This window comes from Tabrizicola soli (assembly GCF_015999335.1).
Taxonomy (GTDB): Bacteria; Pseudomonadota; Alphaproteobacteria; order Rhodobacterales; family Rhodobacteraceae; genus Tabrizicola; species Tabrizicola soli.
Map to the genome: position 1 here is coordinate 129,189 of NZ_JAEACP010000012.1, position 26,134 is coordinate 155,322.

Below are 26,134 nucleotides of genomic sequence, written 5' to 3' on the forward strand. Positions count from 1 at the left end.
CTCACCTTTCGGCCGTCCTGCGAGTCAGGCTGGCCCCGTCGAAGCCGCCGAGCCCGGCGGCAAGCGCCGCGCCATAGCGGGAACGGGTTGCCTGGGCGAGGGGGAGCTCCACACCCTCGGATTCGGCCAGGGTCAGCGCCAGCCCGAGATCCTTGGCAAGGCCCGCGATGTCGAAGGTGCCGGGCTGGTCGGTTCCCGCCAGGGTGTCGACCACGACCTGCGCACGGGTCTTCAGGACATTCGGCCCGGCGGAACTGTCGGCGATCAGGCTGATCGCCAGGTCGTCCGGCACCCCCGTCCCGCGCAAAAGCGCGAGGCTTTCGCCCAGCACCTGCCAGTAGACCGCCAGCGGCAGGTTGACCGCCAGCTTCATCCGCGCCGCCGCGGCCGGGGTGCCCAGATGCTCCACCCGGCGGCAGAGCTGGTCGAGCACCGGCCTGGCGCGGTCGAAGGCGGCGGGCGTGCCCCCCGCCATGCCCAGAAGCTGGCCCTTCAGGGCCGGCGCCACCGTGCCGCCGACCGGGCAGTGCAGGAAATCGGCGCCGGCCGTCCCGGCGATCACGGCAAGCGATCCGGCCTCGTCCGGCAGGAGGGTGGACATCTCGATCACGAGCCGGCCCTGCAGTCCGGTTGCCGCCAGGTTGCGCAGCACCGAGCGCGAGGCCGCGGCATCGGTCAGCGACAGGAGGATCACCTCGCAGGCGGCGAGGCCGGGCAGGTCCACCGCCTCGGCCCCGGCGGCCACGGCTGCGGCGGTCCGGTCCGGGCTGCGGTTCCAGACGCGGACCCGGTGGCCGGTCTCGGCCAGCCGGCGGGCGAAGGCGGTGCCCATGCGCCCGGTGCCTGCGATGCCGATGGTCTGGCTCATTACTCTGTCCCTCCGTCAAGCCCGAGGATGGATAGCGTCGTCTCGCCCTGGCCGAGCCGCGTCATCATCGCCGCCTCGCGCGCGGCCCGGGCCTGCGCGGCGGCCAGCGCCGGGTCGAGGTCGCCCGCGTCGAGGACGAGGATGGCGTCCGCGTCGGCAAGGATCACATCCCCCGGCGCGATCGTCACCCCGCCCAGCACGACCGGAACGCCGATCTCGCCCCGGTCGGATTTCGAGGTGCCGCGGATGTTCAGGCCGCGGGCGAAGACCGGAAAGCCGAGCCCGGCGATCTGGGCACTGTCGCGCACCGCGCCGTCGATGACCAGCCCGGCGATGCCGCGCATCCGGCAGGCCAGCGCCATGATCTCGCCGAAGGGGCCGCTCTGCAGGCTGCCGCCGTAATCCACCACCAGCACGTCGCCGGGCCGCGCCGCCGCGATGGCGAGATGCAGCGCCAGGTTATCGCCGGGGCGGCAGCGCAGCGGCAGGGCCGTGCCCGCCAGCGCCATGCCGGGGGCGAGCGGGCGGATCGGGGCCGCGACCAGCCGGGCGGCAGGCCAGGCCTCGCCCAGCGTGGCCGTGCCCAGCGGCAGGAGGTCGGCCGCGGTCATGAAGCCCTGGGGCCGATGCGCAGCTGCATCGGCTGGACCCCGTCCATGCTGCAGTCCAGCACGTCGCCCGTCACCACCGCACCCACGCCCGCGGGCGTGCCGGTCATGATGATGTCGCCCGGCATCAGGCGGTGCTGCTCGGACAGTTTCGCGATGATCTCGTCCACCTTCCAGATCATCAGCGAGATGTCGGCGTCCTGCCGGGTCTCGCCGTTCACCTTCAGCCGGACATGGCCGGAGGTGAGGATGCCGCTGTCACTGGCGCGGGTGATCGGGCCGATCGGGGCGGAATGGTCGAAGGCTTTCGTCACCTCCCAGGGCAGGCCCTTCTCCAGCGCGGCCGCCTGATGGTCGCGCCGGGTCATGTCGAGGCCGATGGCATAGCCGTAGATGTGGCTGGACGCCTCGGACACCGGGATGTCGTAGCCGCCGGATTTCAGCGCCACGACCAACTCGCATTCGTAGTGGAAGTTGTTGGTCAGGACCGGATAGGGGATCTCGCCGCCGTTCCTCACGATGGCATCGGTCGGCTTCATGAAGACCACCGGCGGATCACGCTCGTCCGCGTTCATCTCGATGATATGGGCGACGTAGTTCTTGCCGATGCAGTAGATGCGGCGGACGGGGAATTTCTCGTCCGTGCCGGTGATGTCGAGATGCACCTGCGGCGGCGGGGCGAGGGCGAATGCAACCATGGAAAGCTCCTGTCTGGTCGGGCCGACGCCCGGTTGGCTGGTGAATCACGTTGGGGTCAGGATTTCCCGCTTCCCGCCGCAGATCAAGATATGAAATCTCTCATTCAGACGTTTCATATATATTTTTGCGTTCTGGAAAGAATCGCATATCCTGCATCGAGAGGCTGGCACCGCCGAGGAAGAAGCGGGGCCGCCTTCGCACAACGGGAGGAGAGACCATGACCAACACGACCAGAGTGACGCGTCGGGGCTTCGGGCTTCTGGCGGCGGGCGGGGCGGCCGGGCTTGCGCTTGGCGCGCCCTCGCTCTTGCGGGCGCAGACGGCGGTGACCTTCGCGGTCCCCAACCCCTCGGCCCTGACCTGGCTGCCCTATTGGGTGGCGGTGGGTGAGGGCTATTTCGCCGAAGAGGGCCTGGACCTGCGGCTGGAGGCGATCGACGGCTCGTCCGCCGTGCTGCAGGCGATGACTGCCGGCCAGGCCCAGATCGGGGCGCCGGGGCCGGGGCCCACGCTTGGCGCGCGGTCGCGCGGGGTGGATGTGAAGTTTCTCTACAACCTCTATCCGAAATCGGTCTTCGGCCTTCTGGTGAAGGCGGACAGCGCCTATCAGACGCCCGCCGACCTGAAGGGCACGATCATCGGCGTGGGCACCGCGGACGGGGCGGAGGTGTCGTTCTCGAAGGCGATCCTCAGCGATCTGGGGATGGCGGAGGGCACGGATTACACCTTCCTGCCGGTGGGCGACGGCGGCACGGCGGCGGTCGCCTTCCTGCGCGACGAGGTGAACAGCTATGCCGGCGCGGTGTCCGACGCCGCCATTCTCGCGGCTCGCGGCCTGACCCTGCGCGAGATCACGCCCGAGGCCTATCTCGGCTTCTTCGGCAACGGCATCGCGATGCTGGAAAGCCAGATGGCCGCGACGCCCGACCTTGCGCCGAAGTTCGGGCGTGCGCTGGTCCGTGGCACCAAGTTCGCCAGCGACCCCGCGAACAAGGAAAAGGCGCTGGCGCATTGCGCGGCCGGCAACCCGCAGGAGGGCGAGCAGGACTATGCGCCGGCGCTCTATGACGGCGTCGTCAACCGCATGACTCCGACCGAGGCCTTCCTTGGCCAGGGCTACGGCTACCAGCCGCCCGAGCACTGGCAGGCGATCCACGACAGCGCCGTCGCCTCGGGCGCGCTGGAGGCGCCGCTGCCTGATCTTGCCGCTGTCTACACGAACGAATTCGTGGCAGGCTGGAACGCCTGATGATGATGGCAGAGCCCCGACCCCTGACCGCCAGCCCGGCCGCATCCCTGCGGCCGGTCTACCAGATCGAACGGCTGTCGAAGACCTATGCCCGGAACATGCTTACGGCGCTCACCGATGTGAACCTGACGCTCCACAAGGGCGAGTTCGTGTCGGTCGTCGGATCCTCGGGCTGCGGGAAATCGACGCTGCTGAAGATCATGTCGGGGCTCATGCCGCCCACGAAGGGGCGTGTCGTGTTGGAGGGAAAACCCGTGACCGGCACGCGCGCCGACATCGGGATGATGTTCCAGCAGGCCACGCTCCTGCCCTGGAAGACCACGGTCGAGAACATCGTCCTGCCGATCGAGATCCGCCAGGGCCGGGCCGCCGCCAGGGCTGCGATACCCCGAGCGCTGGAGTTGCTGACGCTGGTGGGCCTGGGCGATTTCGCCCATGTCTATCCCGGAGAGCTTTCGGGCGGCATGGCGCAGCGCGCCTCGATCTGCCGGATGCTGATCGCCAATCCGGCGGTGCTGCTCTTGGACGAACCCTTCAGCGCGCTGGACGAGCTCACGCGCGATTTCATGAACATGGAACTGCAACGCATCTGTGCCGAGCAGCAGTCCACCGCCTTCCTGGTCACCCATTCGCTGGCCGAGGCGGTGATCCTGTCGGACCGCATCCTGGTGATGAAGCCGCGCCCCGGCCGCATCGTCGAGGAGATCGCGATCGACCTGCCGCGGCCCCGGACGCTGGACATGGTCAACACCCCCCGCTTCGGCCAGTACGTCGCCCATATCCGCGAGCTTCTGGGCAAGGAGGCCTTCCAATGACCGATGCCCCCGATCACGGCACCGATACCGTCTGGGTCGAGCATGTCGCCCTGATCGACCGCATCCCGCGCTGGCTGGCGATGCTGGGGCTGGCCGCCGTCGTCCTGCTGATCTGGGACCTGGCGACCGCGCGGACGGGCTGGGTCTCGCCGATCATCCTGCCCAGCCCGAAGGAGACGCTGGACGAGTTGGTCATGGTCGGCACCAACCTTTTGAGCGGCGGCTACATGCTGGGGGCGCTCTGGACCACCACGCGCACGGTGTTCTGGGCCTTCCTGCTCTCGGCCCTGATCGGCTTTTCGCTGGGGGTGCTGGTCGGCGAGACCAAGTTCGGCGAACGCGCCGTCATGCCCTATCTCGTCGCCATCGACACCATGCCGAAGATCGCCTTCGCGCCGCTGTTCATCGCCTGGCTGGGTTTCGACATCGCGTCCAAGGTGGCGCTGGCGACCTTCATCGCGACCTTCCCGATCATCGTCTCGACTGCGGCCGGGCTTTACGCCGCCTCCGAGAACGAGCGGATGCTGTTCAAGGCGATGGGCGCAAGCCGATGGCAGACCCTGGTCCGGCTGAAGCTGCCGAACGGGCTGCCCTATATCTTCACCGGGCTGAAGATCGCCTCGGTCGGGGTCATGGCCGGCGTGATCACCGGCGAATTCCTGGGCGGCGGCAAGGGCTTTGGCGCGCTGATCCGGGAATCGGCCTCGATGCTGGACACCCCGCGCGTCTTTTCGCTGATCCTCTACCTCAGCCTGCTGGGCCTGGCTCTTTTCTTTGCCGTCGCCTGGGTGCAAAGACGTCTGGTGTTCTGGAACAAGGGCGACCGGCCGGGTGGAGTTGGGTGATGAATGCCACCGACAAGGCATTGGGCGATGCGAAGACCCTGTCCGAGAAGGCGCATGAGTGCATCCGCCGCGACATCCTGAACGGCGAGCTGTTCCCCGGCGAGAAGCTGCATATCGAAGCGATCTCCGACCGCTACGGCATCGGCATCGCGCCGGTGCGCGACGCGCTGAACCGGCTGTCCTCCGAGGGGCTGGTCGAACGGAAAAGCCAGCGCGGCTTCTTCGTCGCCGGGATCTCGATGACCGCGCTGGAGGATCTGGTCAAGACCCGGATCTGGCTGGAGACGCTGGCCCTGCGCGAATCGATCCGCAACGCAACCGAGGACTGGGAGGAACAGCTGGTCCTGGCCTACCACCGCCTTGCCCGCACCCATCGCCGCCTTCCGGCCGAAGCGGGGCGCGAATTGTCCGAGGAATGGGAGCTGCGCCACAAGGAGTTCCACATGCTGCTGCTGGACCGCTGCGGCTCAAGCTGGCTGCTGGGCTTCTGTTCCACGATGATGGATCAGGCGGTGCGCTACCGCAGCCTGTCGATGAACGTCCATCCCAGCATCCAGCGCCGCGAGGGGGCGGCGGCAGAGCATCAGGCGCTTCTGAACGCCGCCATTGATCGCGATGCGGAGCGGGCCTGCGGGCTGCTCGCCGATCACTACACCACGACCCTCGAGGGCCCGCGCGGCGTGATCGAGCAGGATCGGGCCTGATCCGCGGATCAGGCCCGTCCATCCGCCTGACCGGGCCGGGTTATTCGGCGGCCTTGCGGGCTTCGGCCAGCCAGCCGTCATAGGTCGCCTGGTTGGCGGCAATCCAGCCCGCGACATGCCGGTCGATCGCCTCCGAGCTGTCCTCGCCCTCCGAGATCTGCTTGTTCTCGGCCGAGACGTCATTGATGCTGATCCTTGCCACCTCGAACAGTTTCGCCGCCGCCGGATTGGCCGCGAGGAAATCGTTCCGCGCCACGACGCCGACCGAATCCACCGCGAAGCCCAGGTTCTTGCCCTCGAACTCGGTCTGCCCCGTCGCCCCGTCCGGCAGCGAGGTATAGGGCACCGACAGCCACTCCACATCCTTGCCCGGCACCAATGCGCCCGAGACCCAGTAGGGCGTCCAGGTGTAGTAAAGCACCGGCTGGCCGTTCTGCTGGCGCGCGATCGTGTCGGCGATGATGGCGTTGTATTCGCCCTGGTTGTGGGTGACGGTGTCGCGCAGGCCGTATTCGGTCAGCTGATGCTCGATCACCCGCTCGCAGCCCCAGCCGGGGACGCAGCCGGCGAGGTCGGCCTTGCCATCGCCATCGGCGTCGAAACGCCCGGCGACCTCGGGGTCCTTCAGCATGTCCAGGTTCGTCACGCCGGCGTCGTAGCTCGCCTTGTCGACCAGATACCCCTGCAGCGCGCCGTCGACCAGGGTGCCGACCTTCGTCACCACGCCGTCGCCGCCGGCTTCCTGGACAAAGGGATCATGCAGCTTGTGCCAGCTGGAGGGGAACAGGTCCGCATCCCCGGCGCCGACCGACAGATGCGCGGTCTGCGCGGTCGCCTCCTGCGGGTCGGCGACGGTATAGCCAAGGTCCTCCAGCGCGCGGAAAAGGACGCGCGACTGGAACATCTCCTCCAGCAGGGGCTGGATGACCGGGCGGACGGTGACGCCCTCGCCGGGGCGGTCATTGGCGAAAAGCGGTCCGGCAAGCAATGCAAGGGCAATCGCCGAAGCGGCGTTCAGGTGTTTCATCGGTGTCTCCGTGTCGTTGTTGGGGAAAGGGCGCGTTGCCCGCGCCTCTGATGGTTGAGTTCAGGAGGTCCAGCTTGCGACCGGGTCGCCCAGCACCTCGCGCCGCACCGTGATCCCGAGGCCCGGCGCCTGCGGCGGCAGCACGCCGCCATCGCGGACGGGCGCGTCGAAATCGGCGGTGGTCAGGGTGACCATGTCGCGGCAATCCAGGATGCAGCGCAGGTAGCGTTCAGGCACCGTCGCGCCCAGATGCACGATCCCGGCAAAGGCGATGACCGAGCCCACGGTGTCCTGCACGCTGACCGTCAGCCCGGCGGCGCGGCAGATGTCGCGGTGACGGCGGCCGCGGGTCAGGCCGCCGGCCTTCGACACCTTCAGCCCGATCCCGTCGGCAATGTCCTCGGCCACGATCCGGGCGATGTCGCCATCCAGTTCCGCCAGTTCGTCCATGATGATCGGCACCGGGCAGCGCCTGCGCAAGGACGCGGTCTCGCGCCAGGTCGCGCAGGGCGCCTCCAGCACGAAGTCCAATCCATCGGGCAGCATCCGCAGCATCCGCAGCGCGGTTTCCGGCAGCATCCCGCCATTGGCGTCGACGATGAAATATTCCCCCGGCCGCCGGTCGGCGAGGCAGGCCGCGATCCGCTCGGCGTCCAGCGCCGGGCCGCCCTCGCTGTCGAGCGCGCCGATCTTCACCGAATGGCCGCGATAGCCCATCTGCCGATGCGCCGCGACGCGGGCCCGCATCTCCTCGGGCGCGCCCGCGTAGATCGACGAGATCGTGGGCATCCGGAACCCCGTCGCCCCGCCCAGAAGCTCGCAGACCGGCAGGCCCACGGACTTGCCGAAGATGTCCCAGCAGGCGATGTCCAGCGCGGTCTTGGCGTGGTGATGGCCGACCAGCGCCTCGTCCATGGCGTCGTTGATCCGGTCGACCTGGCGCGGGTCGCGGCCGATGAGGTAAGGCGCTATCTCCTCGATCCCCGCCCGCGCGCCGCGTGCATGGCTGGCGATATAGGTCGAGCCGAAGGGCGTGCTCTCGCCCCAGCCCTCGATGCCGGTATCCGTCTCCATCCGCACGATCGAGGCCTCGAAAGCGCGGTACTCCCGGCCGCCGGACAGCAGGTAGACCCCGCCGGAATAGGGCAGTTCGACCTGGAAAAGCTCGATGGACCTGATCTTCATGCGTTCACCTGCGGGGGGATGAGCACCAGTTTCCCGGTGCGTGACTTGGAAAGGAAGTCGCACTGTGCCCGGGCGATCTCGGCCAGCGGATAGGTTTTCGCGACCACGGGGCGGATTTCGCCGGCCTCGATGTAGCGCACCAGGTTCTCGAACACCGCATCCTCCTGGAAGGTGCAGCCATAGAGCGTCAGGTCCTTGAGGTAGAGCGTGCGCAGGTCCAGTTCGGTGATCGGCCCGGCGATGGCCCCGGCGCAGGCGTAGCGGCCGCCCAGCCGCAGCACCTCCAGCAGCTGTGGCCAGACCGGCCCGGCCACGATGTCCACCACCACGTCGATGGAATTGCGCCCCAGTTCGGCCACCAGATCTGCCCTTCGGTCGACGGTCCGGTCCGCCCCCAGCGCCCGCACCTCACCGGCCTTCGCCGCCGCGCAGACCGCGATCACCTCGGCCCCGCGCCGTTTCGCCAGCTGTACCGCGGCCGAGCCGACCCCGCCCGAGGCCCCGGTGACCAGCACCCGCTCGGCCCCGACGCCCGCCCGGTGCAGCATGTTCTCGGCCGTCGAATAGGCGCAGGGGATCGAGGCCAGCTCGGCATCCGTCCAGTCGCAGCGCACCGCATGCGTCTCACGCGAAGGCGCGACGGTGAACTGGGCGAAACCGCCGTCGATCTCGCTGCCGAGGGTCCAGCATTCGTAAGGGCGGTAGTCGACGTAACTGCGCAGCATGTTGCGCACGATCACCCGCTCTCCGATCCGCGCCGGATCGACGCCCGCGCCGACCGCGACGACATGGCCGCAGACGTCCGCACCCTGGATGCGGGGGAACTGCAAGGGCACGCCCGACCAGCTGGCGTCCTTGTCGTCGACCTGGGCAAAGCCCGAGGCCCCGCCCTGTTCGGTCGCCGCATCGACCTTCTTCGAATACCAGCCGATCCGGGTGTTGATGTCGGTGTTGTTGATCCCCGCCGCCGCGACGCGGATCAGGACCTCGCCGGGCTTCGGCTCGGGCACCGGCACATCGCTTCGGTAGTCCAGCACGTCGAAATCCCCGTGCCCGGTCAACAGCACGGCGGACATGGTTCGGGGCATCATCTCTCTCATTCCGTCAGCCAGTCTCTGCCTGCCAGAAAGACGGATTCCAGCCGCCCGGATCAAGCGAACAAGTTGCCGGGTAGAGTTGAGGAAAACTCAACGTCCCTGGGCCAGCAGCCAGTCGCGCAGGGTGACGGCCTCGGGGCTGAGCGGGCGGCGGTCGCTCCAGGTTACATAAAAGGCGCTCGGGTCCGCGATTTCAGCTTCGGTCACCTGCCGGAGTTCGCCGGACCGCAACAGGGGCCGCACCAGGCTCATCCAGCCCAGCGCCACCCCCTGTCCGTTCCGAGCCGCCTGCAAGGCGATCACATAGCTGTTGAACCGCCGCACGTTGAGCCTGTGGAAAGGCGCGCCCGCCTCGCGCAGGAAGCTGGTCCAGGTCATCCACACCCAGTCCGCCCCCTCGACCGACAGAAGCGGGGCCGCGGACAGCGCCTCCAGGTCCGGAATCGGGCGGGTCTCCAGAAAGGCGGGGCTGGCGACGGCGACGACGCGGTCGTCCTGGATCTTCGCCGAAATCTCGCCGGGCCAGTCGCCCGCGCCGTAGCGGATGCGCAGGTCGAGGTCCGGGCGCGGCACGTCGTGCAGCCGATCCGAGATGATGTGCTCGACCACGATGTCCTGATGCTCGCCCCAGAAGGATCCAAGACGCGGCATCAGCCACAGTTGCATGGTCGCCATGGTGGTGACGATCGACACATGCGCCCGCTCGCCCGAGGTGCGGACACTCTGCAGGGTGCGCGAGATGCCGTCGAATGCGTCATGCAGACTGGCCGCGACCGCCTCGCCCTCGGCCGTCAGCGAGACGCCGGTGGAATGCCTGCGCAAAAGCACCCGCCCCAGTTCCGCCTCGAGCTGCCGGATCTGCTTGGACACCGCTCCCGGAGTGACGTTCAGTTCCTCCGCCGCGCGGGTGACATTCAGCTGCCGCGCAACCGCCTCGAACGCCGCCAGGGCGGTCAGCGAGGGCAGGTTGTAGTGCCGCGTGGCCATGCCGACAGACTAGAGGCGCGGGGCAGGGGAGGAAAGAGCCCTCGCCGCGCCCATCCGCTTGACCACGGTTTCCGGATCTGCCCCAGCTGTGAAATGCTTCGCCACGATACCGTCGAAACCTCTTGACCTTCCCACGACCGGAAGCTGCAGGCTCGTCTTGAGCGACGGAAAGGTCGACATGACATGAAGCACCGCCATCAATACAAATCCCCGAACCTTCCTAGGGAATCGACAGCAACGGACCCGGCTTGCGGGATGACTGCGGCGATCAAGCCCGGCGGGTCTCGCACGGAGTTCCGGGGCCGGGGGCACGATCCACAGCTCCACTCCGGCAGGTCTTCCCCGGCGCCTGTCCGGCCTGCGGCATGGCGCTGGTCAGCCGCGAGGCCGGCCGAACGAGGAACTGGCCGACAGCGGCACCGGCGACACCCTGTCGCAGTTCCGGGGCGGCACTTCACCGCTTCGTGCATCGCATCCGCCGGCGCCGGGACGCAGGATGGGGGTATGCGCGACCTCGACCCGAAAGCCGCACCGGACACCCAGGGATGACCACCCGGCGCACCCGCCTGGCTGCTCGACCCCTGCCAGACGGGGGCCTTCCCCTTGCCCGCAGGGCTTGGGCCAGCTTGCGGCAACTCGCCCTGGGCATCCTTCTGGTCGCCTTCGCGGCGCTGGTGCTGCAGGCCCCGGCCGAAGCGGGCGAGGGACCCCATGCGATCCATGAGGACCATGCCGGCATGACCGGCCATTGCGCCGGGCACCACAAGGCGCAGCCTTCGGACCCCGCCCCGGATTGCACCGGCGAAGCGGGCATCTGCTGCCAGGCCTGCCTCGCTGTGGTGCTGCCCGCCGGGCCACTGCCTGTCACCCTGCTGCCGGCTGGCGAAAGCTTCCGGCAAGAAGCCCCGGTCCTGCGGGCAAGATCCCCCGAACGGCTCCTCCGCCCCCCGCGATCCGTCATCCTGTAACGCGCCGACCCGGCGCACTTCCGCATGACCACAGGAACTTGGCCGCCGCCCCTCGATTGGTGCAGGCGCTCACACGGGATGACAAAGATGAACCGAACCGCACTCACACTCACGCTTGCCTTCCTCGCAGGACTGCCTGCCTTTGCCCAGGAGGGGCACGACACCCACCATACCGGGACCCCTGCGGAGGCCCCGACCGCGCAGATGCCGGCGATGCCGACGCAGTGCCAGGCCATGATGCAGGCGATGACCCCTGACTGCATGGCGTCGATGCAGCAGATGATGCAAGGAATGATGCAGGGGATGATGGCCCCTGCCGAGGCGGCCGCGAACCTGCCCGACTTCACCCGCGCCAATCTTGCGGCGATGGACGCGATGCATGGCCCGATGATGGACGGCGTCAGGGCAGCAGACCCGGACGTGGCCTTCGTCCGCGGCATGATCCCGCACCATCAGGGCGCGATCGAGATGGCCCGGATCGCCCAGCAATACGGCAACGATCCGCAAGTGCAAGAATGGGCCGCCCAGATCATCGCGGCGCAAGAGGCCGAGATCGCCGCGATGCAGAACTGGCTGGCGGCCCAGGCTCCGCAGACGCCGATGGACCTTGGCACTGGCACGGTCTACTCCGCCAACGAGGGCGGCAGTTCGATCAGCGCCATTGACCTTTCTACAGGCGCGGTCGCCACGGTCACGCTGCCGCTGGCCCCGCACAATGTCGACCTGACCCCTGACGGCAAGCACCTGCTCGCGGTCGGTCAACCCGCGACGGGCGGACATGGCGGCGCGGCGCATGGCCACGATGCCGAAGGGGGCCTGCTGGCCATCCTCGACCCCGCCAACCTCTCCGCCCCGGCCAAGACCGTCCCGGTGGGAGAGCATCCCGCCCATGTCGTCGCCGACCGCGCGGGCCGCGCCTTCGTCAGCCTCTCGGGCGCGAACGAGGTCGCGGTGGTCGATCTGGCGAAGGCCGAGGTGCTCGCGCGCATCCCGACCGGCGCCTATCCGCATGGCCTGCGCCTTGGCCCCGACCAGTCCCAGCTTTACGTCGCCAATGTCGAGGACGGCTCGGTCTCGCTCATCGACACCGCCAGCCTCGCCGAGGTCGCGCGGATTCCCGTCGGCGAAGCCCCCGTGCAGGTGGGCTTCACGCCCTCGGGCGCGCAGGTCTACGTCTCGCTGCGCGACGAGAACCGTGTGGCGGTCATCGACACCGCGACCCGCGAGGTCACCGACCGGATCGATGTCGGGGCGAATCCGATCCAGATGGCCGCCACCCCGGACGGTGCTTTCGTCTATGTCGCCAACCAGGGCACCGAGGCCGCGCCGGATGACACCGTCTCGGTCATCGACGCCGCAAGCGGCAAGGTGGTGAAGACGATCACCACCGGCCCCGGCGCGCATGGCGTCTCGGTATCGGCGGACGGGGCTTTCGTTTTCGTGACGAACATCGCCGCCGATTCCGTCTCGATCATCGACACGCGCGCGCAAGAGGTGGTGGAGACGGTGCCCGTCGGCGACCGGCCGAACGGCGTGGTCTACGGTCGTCCGGACTGACGGAGCCAAGGGTGGCGGCCGGGTAAACGGCCGCCACGTCGGAATGCAGGGATTCCGTGGCTTCATCTGGACGGAGTTCCAAGCCGCGATCCACCGGGGAAGACAGGCGCGCCAGAGTGTCATGAAACCTTCACTGGAAAAGGCAAATCAATTCCTGCATTCGGGAAATATGGAACAGAATCGCGCCGCCCATGCCTTCGCCACGCTCGGCCATCCCGGCCGGCTGGCCGTCTTCCGCCTCTTGATGCGCTTTGCTCCCCAGGGCGTGCGCCCGACCGAGATCGCCGAGGCGCTGAGCCTGAAGCAGAACACCCTGTCGCATCATCTGGCCGACCTGACCGCCTCCGGCCTTGTCGGAGTCACCCGGCGGGGCCGGTCGCGCTACTACGCGGTCGATCTCGACACGACCGAAGGGCTGATCGGCTATCTCGCCCTCGATGTCGGCCGTGCCCGGCCCGATCTCCTTGCCCCCTTGCTCTCTGCCCGGAAGGACGCCACCCCGATGACTGCCTCACCCCGCGACACCGGCTTCGACGTGCTCTTCATCTGCTCGGGCAATTCGGCCCGCTCGATCTTTGCCGAGGCCATCCTGCGCGACCTCGGTCGCGGCAAATTCACGGCACATTCGGCCGGCACGTGCCCCGGCAGCGCGTTGAACCCCTTCGCGCTCGAGGTCCTGGCGCGCAACGGCCACGACACCTCGGGCCTGCGCTCCAAGCACATCTCCGAGTTCCAGCAGCCCGGGTCGCCCGTGATGGATTTCGTCTTCACCGTCTGCGACGCGGCGGCGGCCGAGGAGTGCCCGCCCTGGCCCGGCCAGCCGATCACCGGCCATTGGGGCCTGCCCGATCCGGTCAAGGCCACGGGCACGGAGGCGGAAAAGGCGCTGGTCTTTGCCCAGACCTATGCCGCGCTGCGCCGCCGGATCACGGCCTTCGTCGAACTGCCCTTCGACAGCCTGAACCGGATGTCCCTGCAGTCCAGCGTCGATGCCATCGGCGCCGAAACGCAAGCAAAGGCCTGATCCCCATGGCCCGCATGGCACTCAACGGCCTCGGCCGGATCGGAAAGCTGGTCCTGCGTGACCTGATCGACACCGGCGCCGGGGGCGAGATCGTCCTGCTGAACGATCCCGTCGGCGATGTCGGACAGCACGCGCTCATGCTGGAGTTCGACAGCGTCCACGGCCGCTGGCGCACGCCGGTCGGCCATCGGGACGAGGCGCTGGTCCTTGCCGGCCGGACCATCCGCCTGACGCATGAGAGGACCATCGAGGCGCTGCCGCTGGCGGAGTTGGGCGTGGATCTCGTCATCGACTGCACTGGCGCCTTCAAGACCGCAGCCAAGCTCGCGCCCTATCGTGCTGCGGGCGTGAAGAAGGTGGTCGTCTCTGCCCCGGTCAAGGATGGCGGCGCGCTGAACCTGGTTTATGGAGTGAACCATAACCTCTATGACGGCTCGCAGGCGCTGGTCACGGCGGCCTCCTGCACGACGAATTGCCTCGCCCCGGTGGTGAAGGTGATCCACGAAAGCCTTGGCATCCGCCATGGCTCGATCACCACGATCCATGACGTGACCAACAGCCAGACCATCGTGGATCGCCCCGCCAAGGACATGCGCCGCGCGCGGTCGGCCCTGATGAACCTGATCCCCACCAGCACGGGCAGCGCCACCGCGATCGCGCTGATCTACCCCGAACTCAAGGGCCGGCTGAACGGCCATGCGGTCCGCGTGCCATTGCTGAACGCCTCCCTCACCGACTGCGTGTTCGAGGTGGAGCGCCCGACCACGGCCGAGGAGGTGAACGCCCTGTTCAAGGCCGCTGCCGAGGGCCCTCTGAAGGGGATCCTGGGGTATGAGACCCGCCCCCTGGTCTCGTGCGACTTCACCAACGACCCGCGGTCGTCGATCATCGACGCTCCTTCCACCATGGTGATCAACGGCACCCAGGTGAAGATCTACGCCTGGTATGACAACGAATGGGGCTATTCCTGCCGGCTGGCGGACATCGCGCGACTGGTCGCGGCATCGCTGTGAGCCAGCCCTTGCGCGCCTATGCCGCCGTCACGGCGGCCTACTGGGCCTTCATGCTGTCGGACGGCGCCCTGCGGATGATGGTGCTGCTGCATTTCAACGCGCTCGGCTTCTCGCCGGTGCAACTGGCCTGGCTCTTTCTGCTCTACGAGGTCGCGGGGATCGTCACCAACCTCGCCGCCGGCTGGCTGGCGGCGAGGTTCGGACTGGCGGCCACGCTTCATGGCGGGCTGGCGCTGCAGATCGGGGCGCTGGTGGCGCTGGCGCAGCTTGACCCCGGCTGGAGCATCGCGGCCTCGGTCGTCTTCGTCATGGCCGTACAGGGCGTGTCGGGCGCGGCCAAGGATCTGGTCAAGATGTCGTCGAAATCGGCGGTGAAACTGCTGGCGCCGACAAGGGACGGCGGTCTGTTCCGCTGGGTCGCAAGGCTCACCGGATCGAAGAACGCGGTCAAGGGGCTGGGCTTCTTCCTTGGCGCGGCCCTGCTGGCGCTGGCGGGGTTCGACCTGGCGCTCTGGGGCATGGCGGCGGTGCTGGCCGTGATCCTGATCGCCATCGCCCTGTTCCTGCCAGCGGGCCTGCCTGGCCGCATGAGAGCCGATGAGGCCTGGGCTGGCTGGCGGTCGCGCGATCCGCGCGTCAACCGGCTGTCGCTGGCGCGGCTGTTCCTGTTCGGCGCGCGAGACGTGTGGTTCGTCGTCGGCATCCCGGTCTATTTCCAGGCGGTGCTGTCGGACGGCACGGCCGAAGGGCGCCGCGAGGCATTCTTCCTTGTCGGCGGGTTCATGGCCCTGTGGATCATCGCCTATGGCGCGGTGCAGGCTTTCGCGCCGCGTCTTCTGGGGGGCAGGACCCAGCCCGAGGCAGAGACCACCCGCAAGGCCGTTCTCTGGGCCGGCCTTCTGGTGCCGATCCCCTTCTTCCTTGCCGGGGCGGCGTGGATCGCGGGGGAAGGCGCCCCTTGGCTGACCGCCACGCTGACCGGGGGGCTTCTGCTGTTCGGCTTCGTCTTCGCCGTCAACTCCTCCGTCCATTCCTACCTGATCCTGGCGTTCGGAGCGGCGGAACGGATCACGCGGGATGTGGGCTTCTATTACATGGCGAATGCCGCCGGGCGCCTGATCGGCACGCTGCTCTCCGGCCTGAGCTACCAGCTTGGCGGGTTACCCCTGTGCCTTTTCACCGCGGGGGCCATGGCGCTGGCAAGCTGGCTCGCGGCGCGGCGGCTCGACCCCGGCTGAACACAGCGCGGTTCCCGTCTGGCCGGCTGGCTTCGGCGCTGCGCAACATCCGTGCCGCGACCCCGACTCAGCGGGGTCGGCACCCTGATCCCCAGATCGCGCAGGCCGGCGCCCGTCCAGGCGGGTCAGGATCCCGTGCCGCGCCTATCCCCGCCTTCGACAGTCTCAGCGCATGGTCTGCGAACAGACAGACAATGTTGCGGCCCCTACCCTGTCAGGCCTCCGGCAGCTTCCGCACCGCGCCTTGCGCGGCCGAGGTGGCGAGCATCGCATAGGCCCTCAGCGCCGTGCTGATCTTCCGGGCGCGCGGGGCCGCCGGGGCCCAGCCCTTGGCGTCCTGTTCCACCCGGCGCCTGGCCAGCTCGGCCTCCGGCACAGCAAGGACGATCGTCCGCGCAGGAATGTTGATCTCGATCCGGTCGCCGTCGCGCACCAGGCCGATGGTCCCGCCCGCCGCCGCCTCGGGCGAGACGTGGCCGATCGACAGGCCCGAGGTGCCGCCCGAGAAGCGTCCGTCGGTGATCAGGGCGCAGGCCTTCCCCAGGCCCTTCGACTTCAGGTAGCTCGTGGGATACAGCATCTCCTGCATTCCCGGCCCGCCCTTCGGTCCCTCGTAGCGGATCACCACCACGTCGCCGGCCTGGATGCGGTTCGAAAGGATCGCCTCGACCGCGGCGTTCTGCGATTCGAAGACCCGCGCGGGGCCGGCAAAGACCAGGATCGACTCGTCCACCCCCGCCGTCTTCACGATGCAGCCCTCGGGCGCGAGGTTCCCCGCCAGCACCGCAAGGCCCCCGTCCCTGGAGAAGGCGTGCTCGGCATCCCGGATCGCGCCCGTCTGGCGGTCGAGGTCGAGGTCCTTCCAGCGGCGGTCCTGGCTGAAGGCCTCGGTGGTGGCGACGCCGCCCGGCGCGGCGCGAAAGAAGGTCCGGACCGACTCCTGGTTGGTGCGCGAGATGTCCCACTGGTCGATGGCCGCGCCAAGGCTGCGGGCGTGGATCGTGGGCACCTCGCGGTGCAGAAGCCCCGCCGCGTCGAGCTGGCCCAGGATCGCCGGAATCCCGCCGGCGCGATGCACGTCCTCCATGTGCACGTCCGACTTGGCGGGCGCGACCTTGCACAGGCAGGGCACGCGGCGGCTCAGGCGGTCGATGTCCTCCATGCCGAAGTCCACGCCGCCCTCATGCGCGGCGGCCAGGATGTGCAGCACCGTGTTGGTCGATCCCCCCATGGCGATGTCCAGCGCCATGGCGTTCTCGAACGCCGCCTTGGTCGCGATGGAGCGGGGCAGCACGCTCTCGTCGTTCTGTTCGTAGTAACGGCGCGCGAGGTCCACGATCAGGTGGCCCGCTTCCACGAAAAGCCGCTTGCGGTCGGCATGGGTGGCGAGCGTGGAGCCGTTCCCCGGCAGCGACAGGCCCAGGGCTTCCGTCAGGCAGTTCATCGAGTTGGCGGTGAACATCCCCGAGCACGAGCCGCAGGTCGGGCAGGCCGAGCGTTCGATCTGCGTGACCTCCTCGTCGGTCACGGCGTCATCCGCGGCGGCGACCATCGCGTCCACGAGGTCGAGAGCGACCTCCTTGCCGCGCAGCGTGACCTTCCCGGCCTCCATGGGCCCGCCCGAGACGAACACCACGGGGATATCCAGCCGCATCGCCGCCATCAGCATCCCGGGCGTGATCTTGTCGCAGTTGGAGATGCAGACCATGGCATCGGCGCAATGCGCGTTGACCATGTATTCCACGCTGTCGGCGATAAGCTCGCGCGAGGGGAGCGAGTAGAGCATCCCGTCGTGGCCCATGGCGATGCCGTCGTCCACGGCGATGGTGTTGAACTCCTTGGCGACGCCGCCGGCCGCCTCGATCTCACGCGCGACCAGTTGCCCGAGGTCCTTGAGGTGGACGTGGCCGGGCACGAACTGCGTGAAGGAGTTGACGACGGCGATGATCGGCTTGCCGAAGTCCTCGTCCTTCATGCCGGTGGCCCGCCAGAGGCCACGGGCGCCAGCCATGTTGCGGCCATGGGTGGTGGTGCGGGAGCGATAGGCGGGCATCTGGACCTCGGGAGCGAAAGCGAAAGGAGAGCAGGGTCGGCCCCTCTTAGGCCTACGGGCGGCCAGGATCAACAGACGCGGCGCCACATCATCGGTCGACGATGTCCGAGGCTTGAAGACGCGTTCCCATTTCGCGCCGGCAAGGCGGGCGCAGACCTGACCGCTCCGCGCCTTGAAACAGCGCAGGCCATCTCATCCCCTTCTGGCGCCGGAAATGGCATCAGGTCCTGGAGACCAAGGGTTTTCATTCGGATCAAGAGGATAGGATGGTGCTGCAAGAGAGGATTGAACTCTCGACCTCTCCCTTACCAAGGAAGGGCCTAGCCATAAGTTCACTGCGTGTTCCCTATTTATACCCGTTTTCGACCTGATTGAGGTCAGTTGGAAAGCCCCAATCGGAACCCAAGCGGAACCCGGGATCGTATCTTTGGGGCACATTCCCCGGAGCATCCACGCGGTCGAAGGTGTGGAAGAGTGTAGGCAGAGCGCGGGCGGGCAAGATCGTTCGCCAGCAGGCCGGCCAGGCCTGCTGGCGCGTCGCACCGGGAAGGTTCTTCGAAGGCTGTCATTTGTGCCCCTCTCTCTCCAGGCTGGCGGCGCCGGGGCAACGGGGCCGCCGAACGGGGCGGGGGGCACATAATCCTTCCGCAGTGTGCCGGACCCCTTTTTAATGAGCGGGAAGCCGCAGTCATGTCGGGATTCTCGTCGGGAGTGGTCGCAACTGCTTTATGCTCTGACGACGACAGTTGCCGTCGTAGACACGAAATTTTACCTGCCCACAAAGGAACTGGGGAGTACCCCGCCGGGTTGTCAGTGACTGGCGGCTGTGGAACCTGGACGCGGAGCTCCTCAGATGACGATCGACGACCTCTACAGCCATGGCGGCGAACAGAAACAAAACTTTAGCCCAGACGGTTATTCAATCGACCTCTTCATCCCGCTGGCAGGCGCCGATGGTCCGGTCACAGAACCTCCAGCGGAAAGCGAGTGGGACCATGCAAATCAAAGTCTTGGTGGTTGAGGACGATGGCTTGATCGCTGCTGACTACAAGACGACGATCCTGAACCGGGGCTGGCAGGTGCTTGGACCCGCAGCAACGGCCGACCAGGCCCTCGGCTTGCTGAAGGATGACACCCCCACCGTCGCCATACTGGACCTGATGCTGCGGCGGGGCTTGTCGACGCCGGTGGCGGAGGCCCTGAACATTCAAGGCATCCCCTTCATTCTGGCGAGCGGTTGCGCCGATGCAATGGCAATCGGGGGGGCCGCCTTCCGCGGCATCGACAATCTGGGCAAGCCCTCCTCACCCGATGAACTCGTCAATGCCCTGGAAACTGCCATCGCGAAGTTCCGGCGACGGGTGAACTAGGGGAGTCGTGAAAGTTCTCCGACCCTCAATGGTAAGGCCATCGAAAATGGTGTGGTAAGCGAGAGGGGGACAGCTGTCCGGATCTGGGGGCCGGGCAACTCCAGAGCCGCGGTGGTCGACCCGAACGCACAGCGGGCCGCCAGTCCTGCATTACTGCCGGTGGGACCCGTCCGGAGCATTAGGCGAAGGGACGTCTGTTCCTTCCTCTCCTTGCTGATGCTGGGGGGCAGTCACGGTTCGCACAAGTGTTTGGGCGGCATGAGCCACTTATCGCCCCTCGCGTCGTCGGAAGAAAGCTTGCTCGCATGTTGGGTTGACGCCCGTTTTCGCAGTATGTGTCTCGGTCTACATGGGGATGCTGAAGGTCAACTTCCGCTCCTCGTGCCGAGTAAGCCGTCCTTTTGCTGTTGCCTCCTTCCAGAGCCACGGTATGATCTAGTCACACCATGGCTCTGGAAGGAGGCGTATCATGACCGTGAAGACCACCCTCAGCTTCACCGACCGCCATCACCGTTTCCTTACGGAGAAGGTGGATGCCGGGGTCTTCGCCTCGCAGTCGGCGCTGGTTGCCGCCGCGCTGGAGCAGATGATCCAGGACGAGGAAGAGCGTGAGGTCGCACTGGGTGCCCTGGCCGACGAGATCCGGGGCCGGCTCCAGACGCCTCGCGATGCCTTTCTCGATGTCGACGGGGCGTTTGCCCGTGCTCGTGCCCGTGCTTCGCAGGGCGCTGGGTGAGCTACCGTATCCGCTTTCATCCCTCGGTCGCCAACGATCTCGAATGGATCGCCGGCTGGATTTCCGACTACGCGGGATCATCCGTTGCTTCCGCAAAGCTGGCAGAGATCGAGGGCACCATCCTCGGCCTAGCCGCGACGCCACATAAGGGCAGCACGCGGGACGAGATCGCGCCCGGTCTTCGGGCGATCCCGGCGGGACGCAAAGGCGTTGTCGTGTTCAAGGTGGACGATGACATGCGGGAGGTTCTGATCTATGCCGTGACCTATGGCGGTGCGGACTGGATCAAGCGTAGCAGGTCCCGAAGCTGAGGTGGAATTGCGGGTGATAAGGTTCCGGCAGCCTTGGCTGTCCAGGGCTGGAGTGCCGCTCGGAACATATTGAAACAGTTGGTAAATCCTGTTCCCGCAACCAAGGATAATTGCGAAACCTCCGGAGGTCCCGCCGCGGAGGCTTTTTTGCTGTCCGCGAGACGGCTTCCGAGATGCGCCTTGCGAGCCGAGCAGATTGTCGAGGGCCACAGCTTCCGCCAGGAAATCCGGGCTCTTCTTGCCCGCCGCAAAGCGCAGGATCGCGCCGAGATCGCCGTGCAGGACGATGGCCAGTTCTCGTCTGTCCGGCACCAGCGTCACCTGGTTGAAACAGAGATCGGAAAGCCTGCGCCGCATGGGTACGGCCGTCCGCGTCCTGCAGGTGTTCATAGAGCTGGCCGATCCGCGGCGCGTAGAGCGAGACCATGTTCGGATGCAGCAGGGGCGGGGGCGCTTTCGCATTGGCCAGCTTCTCCGCCGGCTCCGTCTTCGGCATCACTGGGCTCTGGATCGCGATTCTCGCCGACACCGGGGCGACCGTGGTGGTGACGCTGTCCGGCTCTGCCACAGCCGGATGTTCTTCGTCCGTGCCTGCCGTGCGGCGCATCAGGTCGCAGCGCCGTCAGAGACAGCTGCCCGGCCCTGGGGAGTCGACCGGGCAGCCCCTTACCACGGTGGCACACCCAGGGGACACGGGCAGCCAGTCAGGCACAACAGTCGACGGGACACATCGACACATTGACATCTAATGTTGAAATGATCGGTGGAAAGGGCGCAAGGCCCAATACCTGCGACTGCGCGGCATTTTGTCTCCCAGAGCCGCAATGCACACAGCCAAGGCTTGCTCTATGTCAATTCCGACCTAGGCTAAAGGGAGGGCGCGGCTGTCTGGGGAGAGCCGGCGGGGTGGCCATTCACTCCGTTTCCGAGGGCTACGATTGCCTCGAGGGGCGCCCGGCATCCCGAAGCCTCGGGATGCCGAACAGAGCCGAGAAGTTACCAGCGGTAGTTGATGCCGAGCTGCACCATCCCGAACTCGATGTCGGTGTAGCAGTCGACGAAGCAGCTAGTCGGCAACTCCAGTCGACCGAGGTCGGTGTGCAGGTATTCGGCCGAAACGGTGAGCTTCTGGCTGATGAAGTGCTCCACACCCAAGCCTGCGATCCAGCCGCTGAGCTTGTCTTCTCCGGTAGTGACTGTCCCGTCGCCGGCGCTCCCAAGAGCGTTTGCCCGCGCAGCGCCAGCGCTGGCGAACACGAGCGTCTTGCCAAGGGCCCACCCAAGGCGACCGCGAAGGGTTGCAAGCTTGTCGACGGACGTTTCGCAGCCGGTGCAGCCGAAGATGGACCCGGTCGTCGGGTTCGCGTTCATGTCACCGCCATGAACCGAAAGGACCGCGCCATAGACAAGATTGCCGTGCTGCCAGTCATAGCCGACCGACACAGACGGCATTGTGCCGGACCAGTCGTCCGCGCTCGATTCGGCCGATAGGCTGCGCTCAGCCCAGAAGTTGTCTCCGGTCGGCTTGCTGAAGGCGATCCCAAGCCGCAGACCCGACCAGTCGATGGCTTCGGGTGCTGCTGCGACCGGCGCATCGTCCGCGACAACGGTCGGCCCACCGGCGTGCGCGACACCGGCAATCAGAGCTGCGGAAGCCACCGCTGCAAGCATGCTGCCAAACTGCTTCATAGAATTATTCCCTGTCTTCTCATTCAAGCAAATCGCTATACGGTTATGTTTTCGTCTTTTTTTGGGCAGCGGACGGGCGCGCCGTCGCAATGTGGCTATTCCGCTGCACGGCCAATCGAGGTCTCACTGCCGCCTGATCCGCCACCAGCAAGCCAGGACGCGGCGGACCCTCCTGCTTCAGCACGCCTTCGGCCTGCGCCGCCAAGGCCGCAAAGCCCTTGCGCATGTCGGTGACGCCCGCCGCCAGCCAGACCCGCGTGTTGGCCGGGACCGGGATCAAACCGACAGACCCCGGATCAGCCGCGCCAGCGCCTCGGGGTCATACCCGCCGCTGATCCGCATCCGGTGGCCACTGGCCAGTTCGATCTTGATGTGGTTTTCGACGGTAGGCATTGCCTTTGGTGCCTTCGCATCGGCGACGATCTCCACCGGCAGAAAGCGGGGCAGGGTCCTCAGTCGTCCAGCGCCAGAAGCGTATGGAGCCGCACCTCCAAACCGCCGCTTCCTCGTCCTCGGTCAGGACCGTCGAGCGCGGTTCCTTCGGCCCGGTCTTCATGTTCTCGACCGTCGCGCGCTTGCGCCACTTCGCCACCGTCTTGGGGTTGATGCCAAGTTCCCGGCTCAGCTGCGCCACGAAGCTTGTGATCGCTGTATTGCAGCTCTGACAGCGTGCCCTCGCCAGCGGGCTCGAACCGGTGGCGCCGCGCTCGCTGGATCGTGGCGTTCCCGTGAAGAACTCTTCCATTCCTTCCGACCCTGCGAAAGGAACGCACCATCAAACTGCGGGATCAAACACCTGGACCAGTAATACGTCATGTGTCGCGATACCGTGGCAGAGGAACCATTTGGCGCGACAAAGCATATCCGGCCACCGCGCCCACGACTGCGCCGATCCCGTCTGCAAGGAGGTCAGCCCATTCTGCCTGCCGGCCGAAGAAAGGTTGGACCATTTCAATCGCGCCGCCATAGGCGATCACCCCCAACACGACCCAGATCGTCAGTCGCGGCCTCACAAGTGGCAGGGGAAACGCAAGACCGGCGAAGGCCAGAATATGGTAAACCTTATCCGACCCCACGGGACTGACGGCAGGCATGGGAGCTAACGTGAGTACCGCAATGATCATCCCCAAGGCGAGCGTTACCGCGCTGCCAACTGCGACCTGTTTCAGATTCTTCTGCCCTTGCGCCACACATCGCTCCTTGGGGTAACGGGCCATCAGCGACACATTCCTGGGGAGTGTCAATCGCGTAGCTTGATCAGGTTTGCATTGCGGCACCAATCGGCAGGGCTTCGCCGGGTTCAGGGCATCGAACCTTTGCCCGCCGCTTTCCAGAATCGCAGTCTCGCCGGTGATATCCTGCCACCACTGGACAGCCACCTCGACGTGAGCCGGGTTCAGCTCGATGCCAAAGCCCACCTGCCCCGCCATCTCGGCAACGATCGGCGTGGCGTCGGATCCCATAGACTCGCAGGGAGCCAAGGGTGTCACGAAGTGACTTGCGCACGACAGAATGATGAAGCGTCGAAGATCGCTGTCAGGTTACCGGGTCAGCATCGGCGGCTAGCTAGCGCCTGAGACGCTGCCCAGCTCCCCGCGCACCCGGCCAAGGGGCGGACGAAATGTACACGTCATCGTCCGATGGAATCGCGAATGCCTTCTCGCTCCGATGAGTCCTGCTGAGCCAGGAATTTGATCTAGCCAAGCGCAACCCATTTCAGCCCCAAGACACCGAGTATTAGATTTCAGGATGCTACCTGGACCATTGCGTGGCAGCCTGCCGTTGTCGGCCATCTCATTCGCCTCACCGAGATTGGGGACGCAGTCACAGGTAGATCTGGCAAATCTACTGAGGGCCACTTTGCGACTGAACGCCTCGCCCCGAAGCGGGCAACGATGGTGATTTCTACCTCAAGCGAAGTCACCATTACGGGAGGGGGCAAAAACTCACGCGCGGGAGCTATACGGCCCCGGTGGGGCAAGCCCATTTATACATCCTCTTTCCAGATCGTCAATACATATTTTTATGTATGAATATTAATAGCTTACCGAGAATATGAGCATATGTGGGCATCCTTAACATTCGGTTGCCGGCTGCCGAAAATCCTCCCCATTTTCGGGCGGTTAGCCTTTAGGTGACCTTTAGGTCAAAAACGGGGTGATCCGGGGACTTAGCATTTAGTTTTTGAAATGGAGCAGGGGACCTGGGTACGTTGAAGAAAATATGCGGATTTTATCCGTTGAATCAATAACTTATCACATACCGGGTATGACCTCAGTTAACCCCGATTTTGCGGCGCTGAGCTTTAGGGGATGTTTAGGTTCCCTTGGGCGAATACAAGGGTGCAGGTGTCGAGACCGGGAAGAAGAGCTACTACTTCTCCACCGTTGCCGGTAACGGGACCTATACCCAAGGGGCGATGCAGACGATCCAGCAGAGCGTTTCTGGGGTGGATCCCAGGACGGGCCGCACGGTGAAGGGAACCACGGCAGGAGTGATCTCGGGGAAGTATCTCGGGATCATCCAGCAGCGGCTCAGGAACCACCAGTATGGCCCCGAGGAGGCTCTCCTGCCTGTGCTGGATGGCAAGGGACAGGTGGTGGCCTATGAGCGGCACATGGCGCCCAAGGCCCTGGCTGCGCTGGAACCAAACACCCATATGGGCGAGATGCTCGGGTCCTGGAAAGGCCGCCAGGCGGAAGAGGAGCTGGCCCAGGATTACAACCGTCAGCTCATCGACAACCTGAAGGTGATCTGGGACCGGGACAAGAAGACCAAGGGTGTCCAGTTCATCGACATCTCGGATGTCGATGCCCACAAGGATCGGGTCTATGCCGACAGTTGGGAGATGGTGCCGAACGATCTCAAGGCCTATATCAAGGAGGTCTTCGGGGAAGACGGCTTCCCGATCCGTCAGGACATGATCAACAATGCCGTGGGCTACCGGGCGCCCTCGATCACCGATGCCTGGACCGGGATCAGCCGATTCGACAAGGAGCACCAGGAAGCCTTCGTGAAGGTGGCCACGGCGATCCATGGTGATGCCTTCAAGGTCTTGGCCACGGCAGAGAAGGCGATCCAGGCCGGGGTGTCGGTGGTGAAGTCCACGATCGTCGTGCGCTCGGTGATCATTCCCCTGGCAAACCTTGGCTCGAACTTCCTGCAGCTCTCCCTGCATGGGGTGTCAGTTCGGGACATGGTGTCTGGTTTCCCGACCAAGCTTCTGGAGATCACCAAGTATCAGAAGAACGAGAAGCGGAGGATCGAGGTCGAAGCCGAGATCGTGGCGCAACGAACCAACCACGATGCGGTACGCCGGCTGCAGGCAGAGCTGCGCTCGATCCAGGATTCCAACAAGCGGATGTCGATCTGGCCGCTGATCGAGGCGGGGGAGTTCTCCACCATCTCCGAGGGGCTGACGGAAGCGGATGCTGCTCTGACCAGTGGTAAATGGGCGCAATATATCCAGGGCTTGATGGACAAGGTGCCGGCCAAGCTGGGGACACGACTGCGACAAGGCGTGCGAGTTCTCAACTCGAAAAAATGGCCTGCCGTCCGGCGGACTTGGGGAAGTGCCGGACGACAGGTGGGCCAACTACTACCCATGAAAGAAAGCACTTGGGCCAAAAGACTACGAGGCGAATAAGGGGACAGGGCAACGCCTCGCATGCCGATTCCTGACCAGAAAATCTGACGTCAGATAGGCGTCATGGCGGCATTTTGTGGGGCCGCGCGACCATCGGTCCATCCCGGCAACTCTTGGTTGCTAAATTCCATTGCAGACAAGTTCGGCCGGATCCGAATCCCGTCGAAATGCCGCGGATCTGAAGCGCCTCGGAACCCAACCATAGGATGATCGTCTGGGGCCGATGCGCTAAAATACCAGCCTCCCTCGCTCATTGTCGCGGCTCGCCTCACGTAAACCTGTCCAAATGGACAAGTTCGCGGAGATTGACGAATTTGCTAGGCTCCAGACCCATTGATTTCGGGCGGTTCGCGTGATTCAGGCCTCGCAAGGAGACCTGACCGATGAGCAACCTCTACTGGCTGTCCGAGGCGCAAATGGAGCGCCTGAAGCCATTCTTTCCGAA

Annotated in this window: 24 protein-coding genes and 2 pseudogenes; 14 read left to right on the forward strand and 12 right to left on the reverse strand. The window is 66.0% G+C overall.

Translation table 11 applies throughout. The annotated features are described in order from the left end of the window. Nucleotide 1: 1 nt before the first annotated feature. Genes I7S92_RS12920 through I7S92_RS12930 form a run of 3 tightly spaced genes read right to left on the reverse strand, consistent with a single transcriptional unit; the run spans nt 2 to nt 2,174 of the window. The gene (locus tag I7S92_RS12920) at nt 2–868 is read right to left on the reverse strand and encodes an NAD(P)-dependent oxidoreductase (RefSeq protein WP_197644915.1); all 867 of its coding nucleotides are present in this window, start codon (nt 866–868) and stop codon (nt 2–4) included. Continuing rightward, nucleotides 868–1,479, reverse strand: a complete 612-nt coding sequence (locus I7S92_RS12925) for an RraA family protein (protein ID WP_197644917.1) — start codon at nt 1,477–1,479, stop codon at nt 868–870. The genes I7S92_RS12920 and I7S92_RS12925 overlap by 1 nt, the downstream gene beginning before the upstream one ends. Continuing rightward, complete coding sequence (locus I7S92_RS12930; protein ID WP_197644919.1) at nt 1,476–2,174, reverse strand: fumarylacetoacetate hydrolase family protein; 699 nt, start codon at nt 2,172–2,174, stop codon at nt 1,476–1,478. The genes I7S92_RS12925 and I7S92_RS12930 overlap by 4 nt, the downstream gene beginning before the upstream one ends. A gap of 218 nt (nt 2,175–2,392) precedes the next feature. Here I7S92_RS12930 and I7S92_RS12935 point away from each other — a divergent pair, with 218 nt between their 5' ends. Genes I7S92_RS12935 through I7S92_RS12950 form a run of 4 tightly spaced genes read left to right on the forward strand, consistent with a single transcriptional unit; the run spans nt 2,393 to nt 5,788 of the window. After that, nucleotides 2,393–3,424, forward strand: coding sequence for an ABC transporter substrate-binding protein (locus I7S92_RS12935; RefSeq protein ID WP_197644921.1), 1,032 nt, complete (start codon nt 2,393–2,395; stop codon nt 3,422–3,424). Beyond that, nucleotides 3,424–4,239: an ABC transporter ATP-binding protein gene (locus tag I7S92_RS12940; RefSeq protein WP_197644923.1), complete on the forward strand. Its 816-nt coding sequence runs from the start codon at nt 3,424–3,426 to the stop codon at nt 4,237–4,239. Before I7S92_RS12935 ends, I7S92_RS12940 begins: the two co-directional genes overlap by 1 nt. After that, nucleotides 4,236–5,084: an ABC transporter permease gene (locus I7S92_RS12945; RefSeq protein WP_197644925.1), complete on the forward strand. Its 849-nt coding sequence runs from the start codon at nt 4,236–4,238 to the stop codon at nt 5,082–5,084. The genes I7S92_RS12940 and I7S92_RS12945 overlap by 4 nt, the downstream gene beginning before the upstream one ends. Beyond that, the gene (locus I7S92_RS12950) at nt 5,084–5,788 is read left to right on the forward strand and encodes a GntR family transcriptional regulator (protein WP_206761076.1); all 705 of its coding nucleotides are present in this window, start codon (nt 5,084–5,086) and stop codon (nt 5,786–5,788) included. The genes I7S92_RS12945 and I7S92_RS12950 overlap by 1 nt, the downstream gene beginning before the upstream one ends. 40 nt (nt 5,789–5,828) lie before the next feature. Here I7S92_RS12950 and proX read toward each other — a convergent pair whose 3' ends face one another. From proX to I7S92_RS12970, 4 genes are all read right to left on the reverse strand, one after another. Further along, a complete protein-coding gene (gene proX / locus I7S92_RS12955) occupies nt 5,829–6,815 on the reverse strand; it encodes a glycine betaine/L-proline ABC transporter substrate-binding protein ProX (RefSeq protein ID WP_197644929.1) in 987 nt (328 codons plus the stop codon). A gap of 60 nt (nt 6,816–6,875) precedes the next feature. Beyond that, the gene (locus I7S92_RS12960; protein ID WP_197644932.1) at nt 6,876–8,000 is read right to left on the reverse strand and encodes a mandelate racemase/muconate lactonizing enzyme family protein; all 1,125 of its coding nucleotides are present in this window, start codon (nt 7,998–8,000) and stop codon (nt 6,876–6,878) included. Then, on the reverse strand, nt 7,997–9,091 hold the full coding sequence (locus I7S92_RS12965) for an alcohol dehydrogenase family protein (protein WP_242070202.1): 1,095 nt from the start codon (nt 9,089–9,091) through the stop codon (nt 7,997–7,999). The genes I7S92_RS12960 and I7S92_RS12965 overlap by 4 nt, the downstream gene beginning before the upstream one ends. Before the next feature lie 96 nt (nt 9,092–9,187). Continuing rightward, a complete protein-coding gene (locus I7S92_RS12970) occupies nt 9,188–10,084 on the reverse strand; it encodes a LysR substrate-binding domain-containing protein (RefSeq protein WP_197644935.1) in 897 nt (298 codons plus the stop codon). Nucleotides 10,085–10,710: 626 nt separating this feature from the next. On the opposite strand from I7S92_RS12970, the gene I7S92_RS12975 reads away from it, so the two are divergent. From I7S92_RS12975 to arsJ, 5 genes are all read left to right on the forward strand, one after another. After that, complete coding sequence (locus I7S92_RS12975; protein WP_197644937.1) at nt 10,711–11,052, forward strand: hypothetical protein; 342 nt, start codon at nt 10,711–10,713, stop codon at nt 11,050–11,052. 87 nt (nt 11,053–11,139) lie between these two features. After that, nucleotides 11,140–12,609: a CopM family metallochaperone gene (gene copM / locus I7S92_RS12980; RefSeq protein ID WP_197644939.1), complete on the forward strand. Its 1,470-nt coding sequence runs from the start codon at nt 11,140–11,142 to the stop codon at nt 12,607–12,609. 169 nt (nt 12,610–12,778) lie between these two features. Next, nucleotides 12,779–13,633 (forward strand): metalloregulator ArsR/SmtB family transcription factor, encoded by an 855-nt coding sequence (locus I7S92_RS12985; RefSeq protein ID WP_197644941.1) that lies wholly within the window; start codon nt 12,779–12,781, stop codon nt 13,631–13,633. 5 nt (nt 13,634–13,638) lie between these two features. Continuing rightward, nucleotides 13,639–14,646, forward strand: a complete 1,008-nt coding sequence (locus I7S92_RS12990; RefSeq protein WP_197644942.1) for an ArsJ-associated glyceraldehyde-3-phosphate dehydrogenase — start codon at nt 13,639–13,641, stop codon at nt 14,644–14,646. Continuing rightward, entirely contained in the window at nt 14,589–15,884 is a 1,296-nt protein-coding gene (gene arsJ, locus I7S92_RS12995; RefSeq protein ID WP_197644944.1) for an organoarsenical effux MFS transporter ArsJ, read from the forward strand. The genes I7S92_RS12990 and arsJ overlap by 58 nt, the downstream gene beginning before the upstream one ends. A 214-nt stretch (nt 15,885–16,098) precedes the next feature. Here arsJ and ilvD read toward each other — a convergent pair whose 3' ends face one another. Continuing rightward, entirely contained in the window at nt 16,099–17,937 is a 1,839-nt protein-coding gene (gene ilvD, locus I7S92_RS13000; RefSeq protein WP_197644946.1) for a dihydroxy-acid dehydratase, read from the reverse strand. An 853-nt stretch (nt 17,938–18,790) separates the two neighbouring features. On the opposite strand from ilvD, the gene I7S92_RS13005 reads away from it, so the two are divergent. From I7S92_RS13005 to I7S92_RS13020, 4 genes are all read left to right on the forward strand, one after another. Beyond that, nucleotides 18,791–18,958 carry a hypothetical protein gene (locus I7S92_RS13005; protein WP_197644948.1) on the forward strand — a complete coding sequence of 56 codons (168 nt, stop codon included), beginning with the start codon at nt 18,791–18,793 and terminating at the stop codon, nt 18,956–18,958. Continuing rightward, the gene (locus tag I7S92_RS13010; protein WP_197644950.1) at nt 18,933–19,307 is read left to right on the forward strand and encodes a response regulator; all 375 of its coding nucleotides are present in this window, start codon (nt 18,933–18,935) and stop codon (nt 19,305–19,307) included. The genes I7S92_RS13005 and I7S92_RS13010 overlap by 26 nt, the downstream gene beginning before the upstream one ends. Before the next feature lie 469 nt (nt 19,308–19,776). Beyond that, complete coding sequence (locus I7S92_RS13015) at nt 19,777–20,043, forward strand: hypothetical protein (protein WP_197644952.1); 267 nt, start codon at nt 19,777–19,779, stop codon at nt 20,041–20,043. Next, nucleotides 20,040–20,354, forward strand: coding sequence for a type II toxin-antitoxin system RelE/ParE family toxin (locus I7S92_RS13020; RefSeq protein WP_197644954.1), 315 nt, complete (start codon nt 20,040–20,042; stop codon nt 20,352–20,354). Before I7S92_RS13015 ends, I7S92_RS13020 begins: the two co-directional genes overlap by 4 nt. A 996-nt stretch (nt 20,355–21,350) precedes the next feature. Here the strand turns inward: I7S92_RS13020 and I7S92_RS13025 are convergent. The 4 genes and pseudogenes from I7S92_RS13025 to I7S92_RS13035 form a co-directional block, all read right to left on the reverse strand. Continuing rightward, nucleotides 21,351–22,043 carry an outer membrane protein gene (locus I7S92_RS13025; RefSeq protein ID WP_197644957.1) on the reverse strand — a complete coding sequence of 231 codons (693 nt, stop codon included), beginning with the start codon at nt 22,041–22,043 and terminating at the stop codon, nt 21,351–21,353. A 169-nt stretch (nt 22,044–22,212) separates the two neighbouring features. Then, a pseudogene (locus I7S92_RS23190) lies at nt 22,213–22,323 on the reverse strand (IS66 family insertion sequence element accessory protein TnpB); the annotation flags it as partial. 213 nt (nt 22,324–22,536) lie between these two features. Then, nucleotides 22,537–22,697 (reverse strand): annotated as a pseudogene (locus tag I7S92_RS23195) (transposase); the annotation flags it as partial. Between the two features lie 158 nt (nt 22,698–22,855). Then, a complete protein-coding gene (locus tag I7S92_RS13035; RefSeq protein WP_197644960.1) occupies nt 22,856–23,506 on the reverse strand; it encodes a VanZ family protein in 651 nt (216 codons plus the stop codon). 863 nt (nt 23,507–24,369) lie between these two features. Here I7S92_RS13035 and I7S92_RS13040 point away from each other — a divergent pair. Further along, nucleotides 24,370–25,689 (forward strand): hypothetical protein, encoded by a 1,320-nt coding sequence (locus I7S92_RS13040; RefSeq protein WP_197644963.1) that lies wholly within the window; start codon nt 24,370–24,372, stop codon nt 25,687–25,689. The last annotated feature ends 445 nt before the right edge of the window (nt 25,690–26,134 follow it).

Coding starts and splice junctions, on each gene's coding strand:
- I7S92_RS12965 (WP_242070202.1), bottom strand. CDS start 9,091: ATGATGCCCCGAACCATGTCCGCCGTGCTGTTGACCGGGCACGGGGAT.
- ilvD (WP_197644946.1), bottom strand. CDS start 17,937: ATGCCCGCCTATCGCTCCCGCACCACCACCCATGGCCGCAACATGGCT.
- I7S92_RS12970 (WP_197644935.1), bottom strand. CDS start 10,084: ATGGCCACGCGGCACTACAACCTGCCCTCGCTGACCGCCCTGGCGGCG.
- I7S92_RS12940 (WP_197644923.1), top strand. CDS start 3,424: ATGATGATGGCAGAGCCCCGACCCCTGACCGCCAGCCCGGCCGCATCC.
- I7S92_RS12985 (WP_197644941.1), top strand. CDS start 12,779: ATGGAACAGAATCGCGCCGCCCATGCCTTCGCCACGCTCGGCCATCCC.
- I7S92_RS12920 (WP_197644915.1), bottom strand. CDS start 868: ATGAGCCAGACCATCGGCATCGCAGGCACCGGGCGCATGGGCACCGCC.
- arsJ (WP_197644944.1), top strand. CDS start 14,589: ATGGGGCTATTCCTGCCGGCTGGCGGACATCGCGCGACTGGTCGCGGC.
- copM (WP_197644939.1), top strand. CDS start 11,140: ATGAACCGAACCGCACTCACACTCACGCTTGCCTTCCTCGCAGGACTG.
- proX (WP_197644929.1), bottom strand. CDS start 6,815: ATGAAACACCTGAACGCCGCTTCGGCGATTGCCCTTGCATTGCTTGCC.
- I7S92_RS13015 (WP_197644952.1), top strand. CDS start 19,777: ATGACCGTGAAGACCACCCTCAGCTTCACCGACCGCCATCACCGTTTC.
- I7S92_RS13005 (WP_197644948.1), top strand. CDS start 18,791: ATGACGATCGACGACCTCTACAGCCATGGCGGCGAACAGAAACAAAAC.
- I7S92_RS12950 (WP_206761076.1), top strand. CDS start 5,084: ATGAATGCCACCGACAAGGCATTGGGCGATGCGAAGACCCTGTCCGAG.
- I7S92_RS12925 (WP_197644917.1), bottom strand. CDS start 1,479: ATGACCGCGGCCGACCTCCTGCCGCTGGGCACGGCCACGCTGGGCGAG.
- I7S92_RS13025 (WP_197644957.1), bottom strand. CDS start 22,043: ATGAAGCAGTTTGGCAGCATGCTTGCAGCGGTGGCTTCCGCAGCTCTG.
- I7S92_RS12945 (WP_197644925.1), top strand. CDS start 4,236: ATGACCGATGCCCCCGATCACGGCACCGATACCGTCTGGGTCGAGCAT.
- I7S92_RS12960 (WP_197644932.1), bottom strand. CDS start 8,000: ATGAAGATCAGGTCCATCGAGCTTTTCCAGGTCGAACTGCCCTATTCC.
- I7S92_RS13035 (WP_197644960.1), bottom strand. CDS start 23,506: ATGGGATCCGACGCCACGCCGATCGTTGCCGAGATGGCGGGGCAGGTG.
- I7S92_RS12935 (WP_197644921.1), top strand. CDS start 2,393: ATGACCAACACGACCAGAGTGACGCGTCGGGGCTTCGGGCTTCTGGCG.
- I7S92_RS12990 (WP_197644942.1), top strand. CDS start 13,639: ATGGCCCGCATGGCACTCAACGGCCTCGGCCGGATCGGAAAGCTGGTC.
- I7S92_RS13010 (WP_197644950.1), top strand. CDS start 18,933: ATGCAAATCAAAGTCTTGGTGGTTGAGGACGATGGCTTGATCGCTGCT.
- I7S92_RS12930 (WP_197644919.1), bottom strand. CDS start 2,174: ATGGTTGCATTCGCCCTCGCCCCGCCGCCGCAGGTGCATCTCGACATC.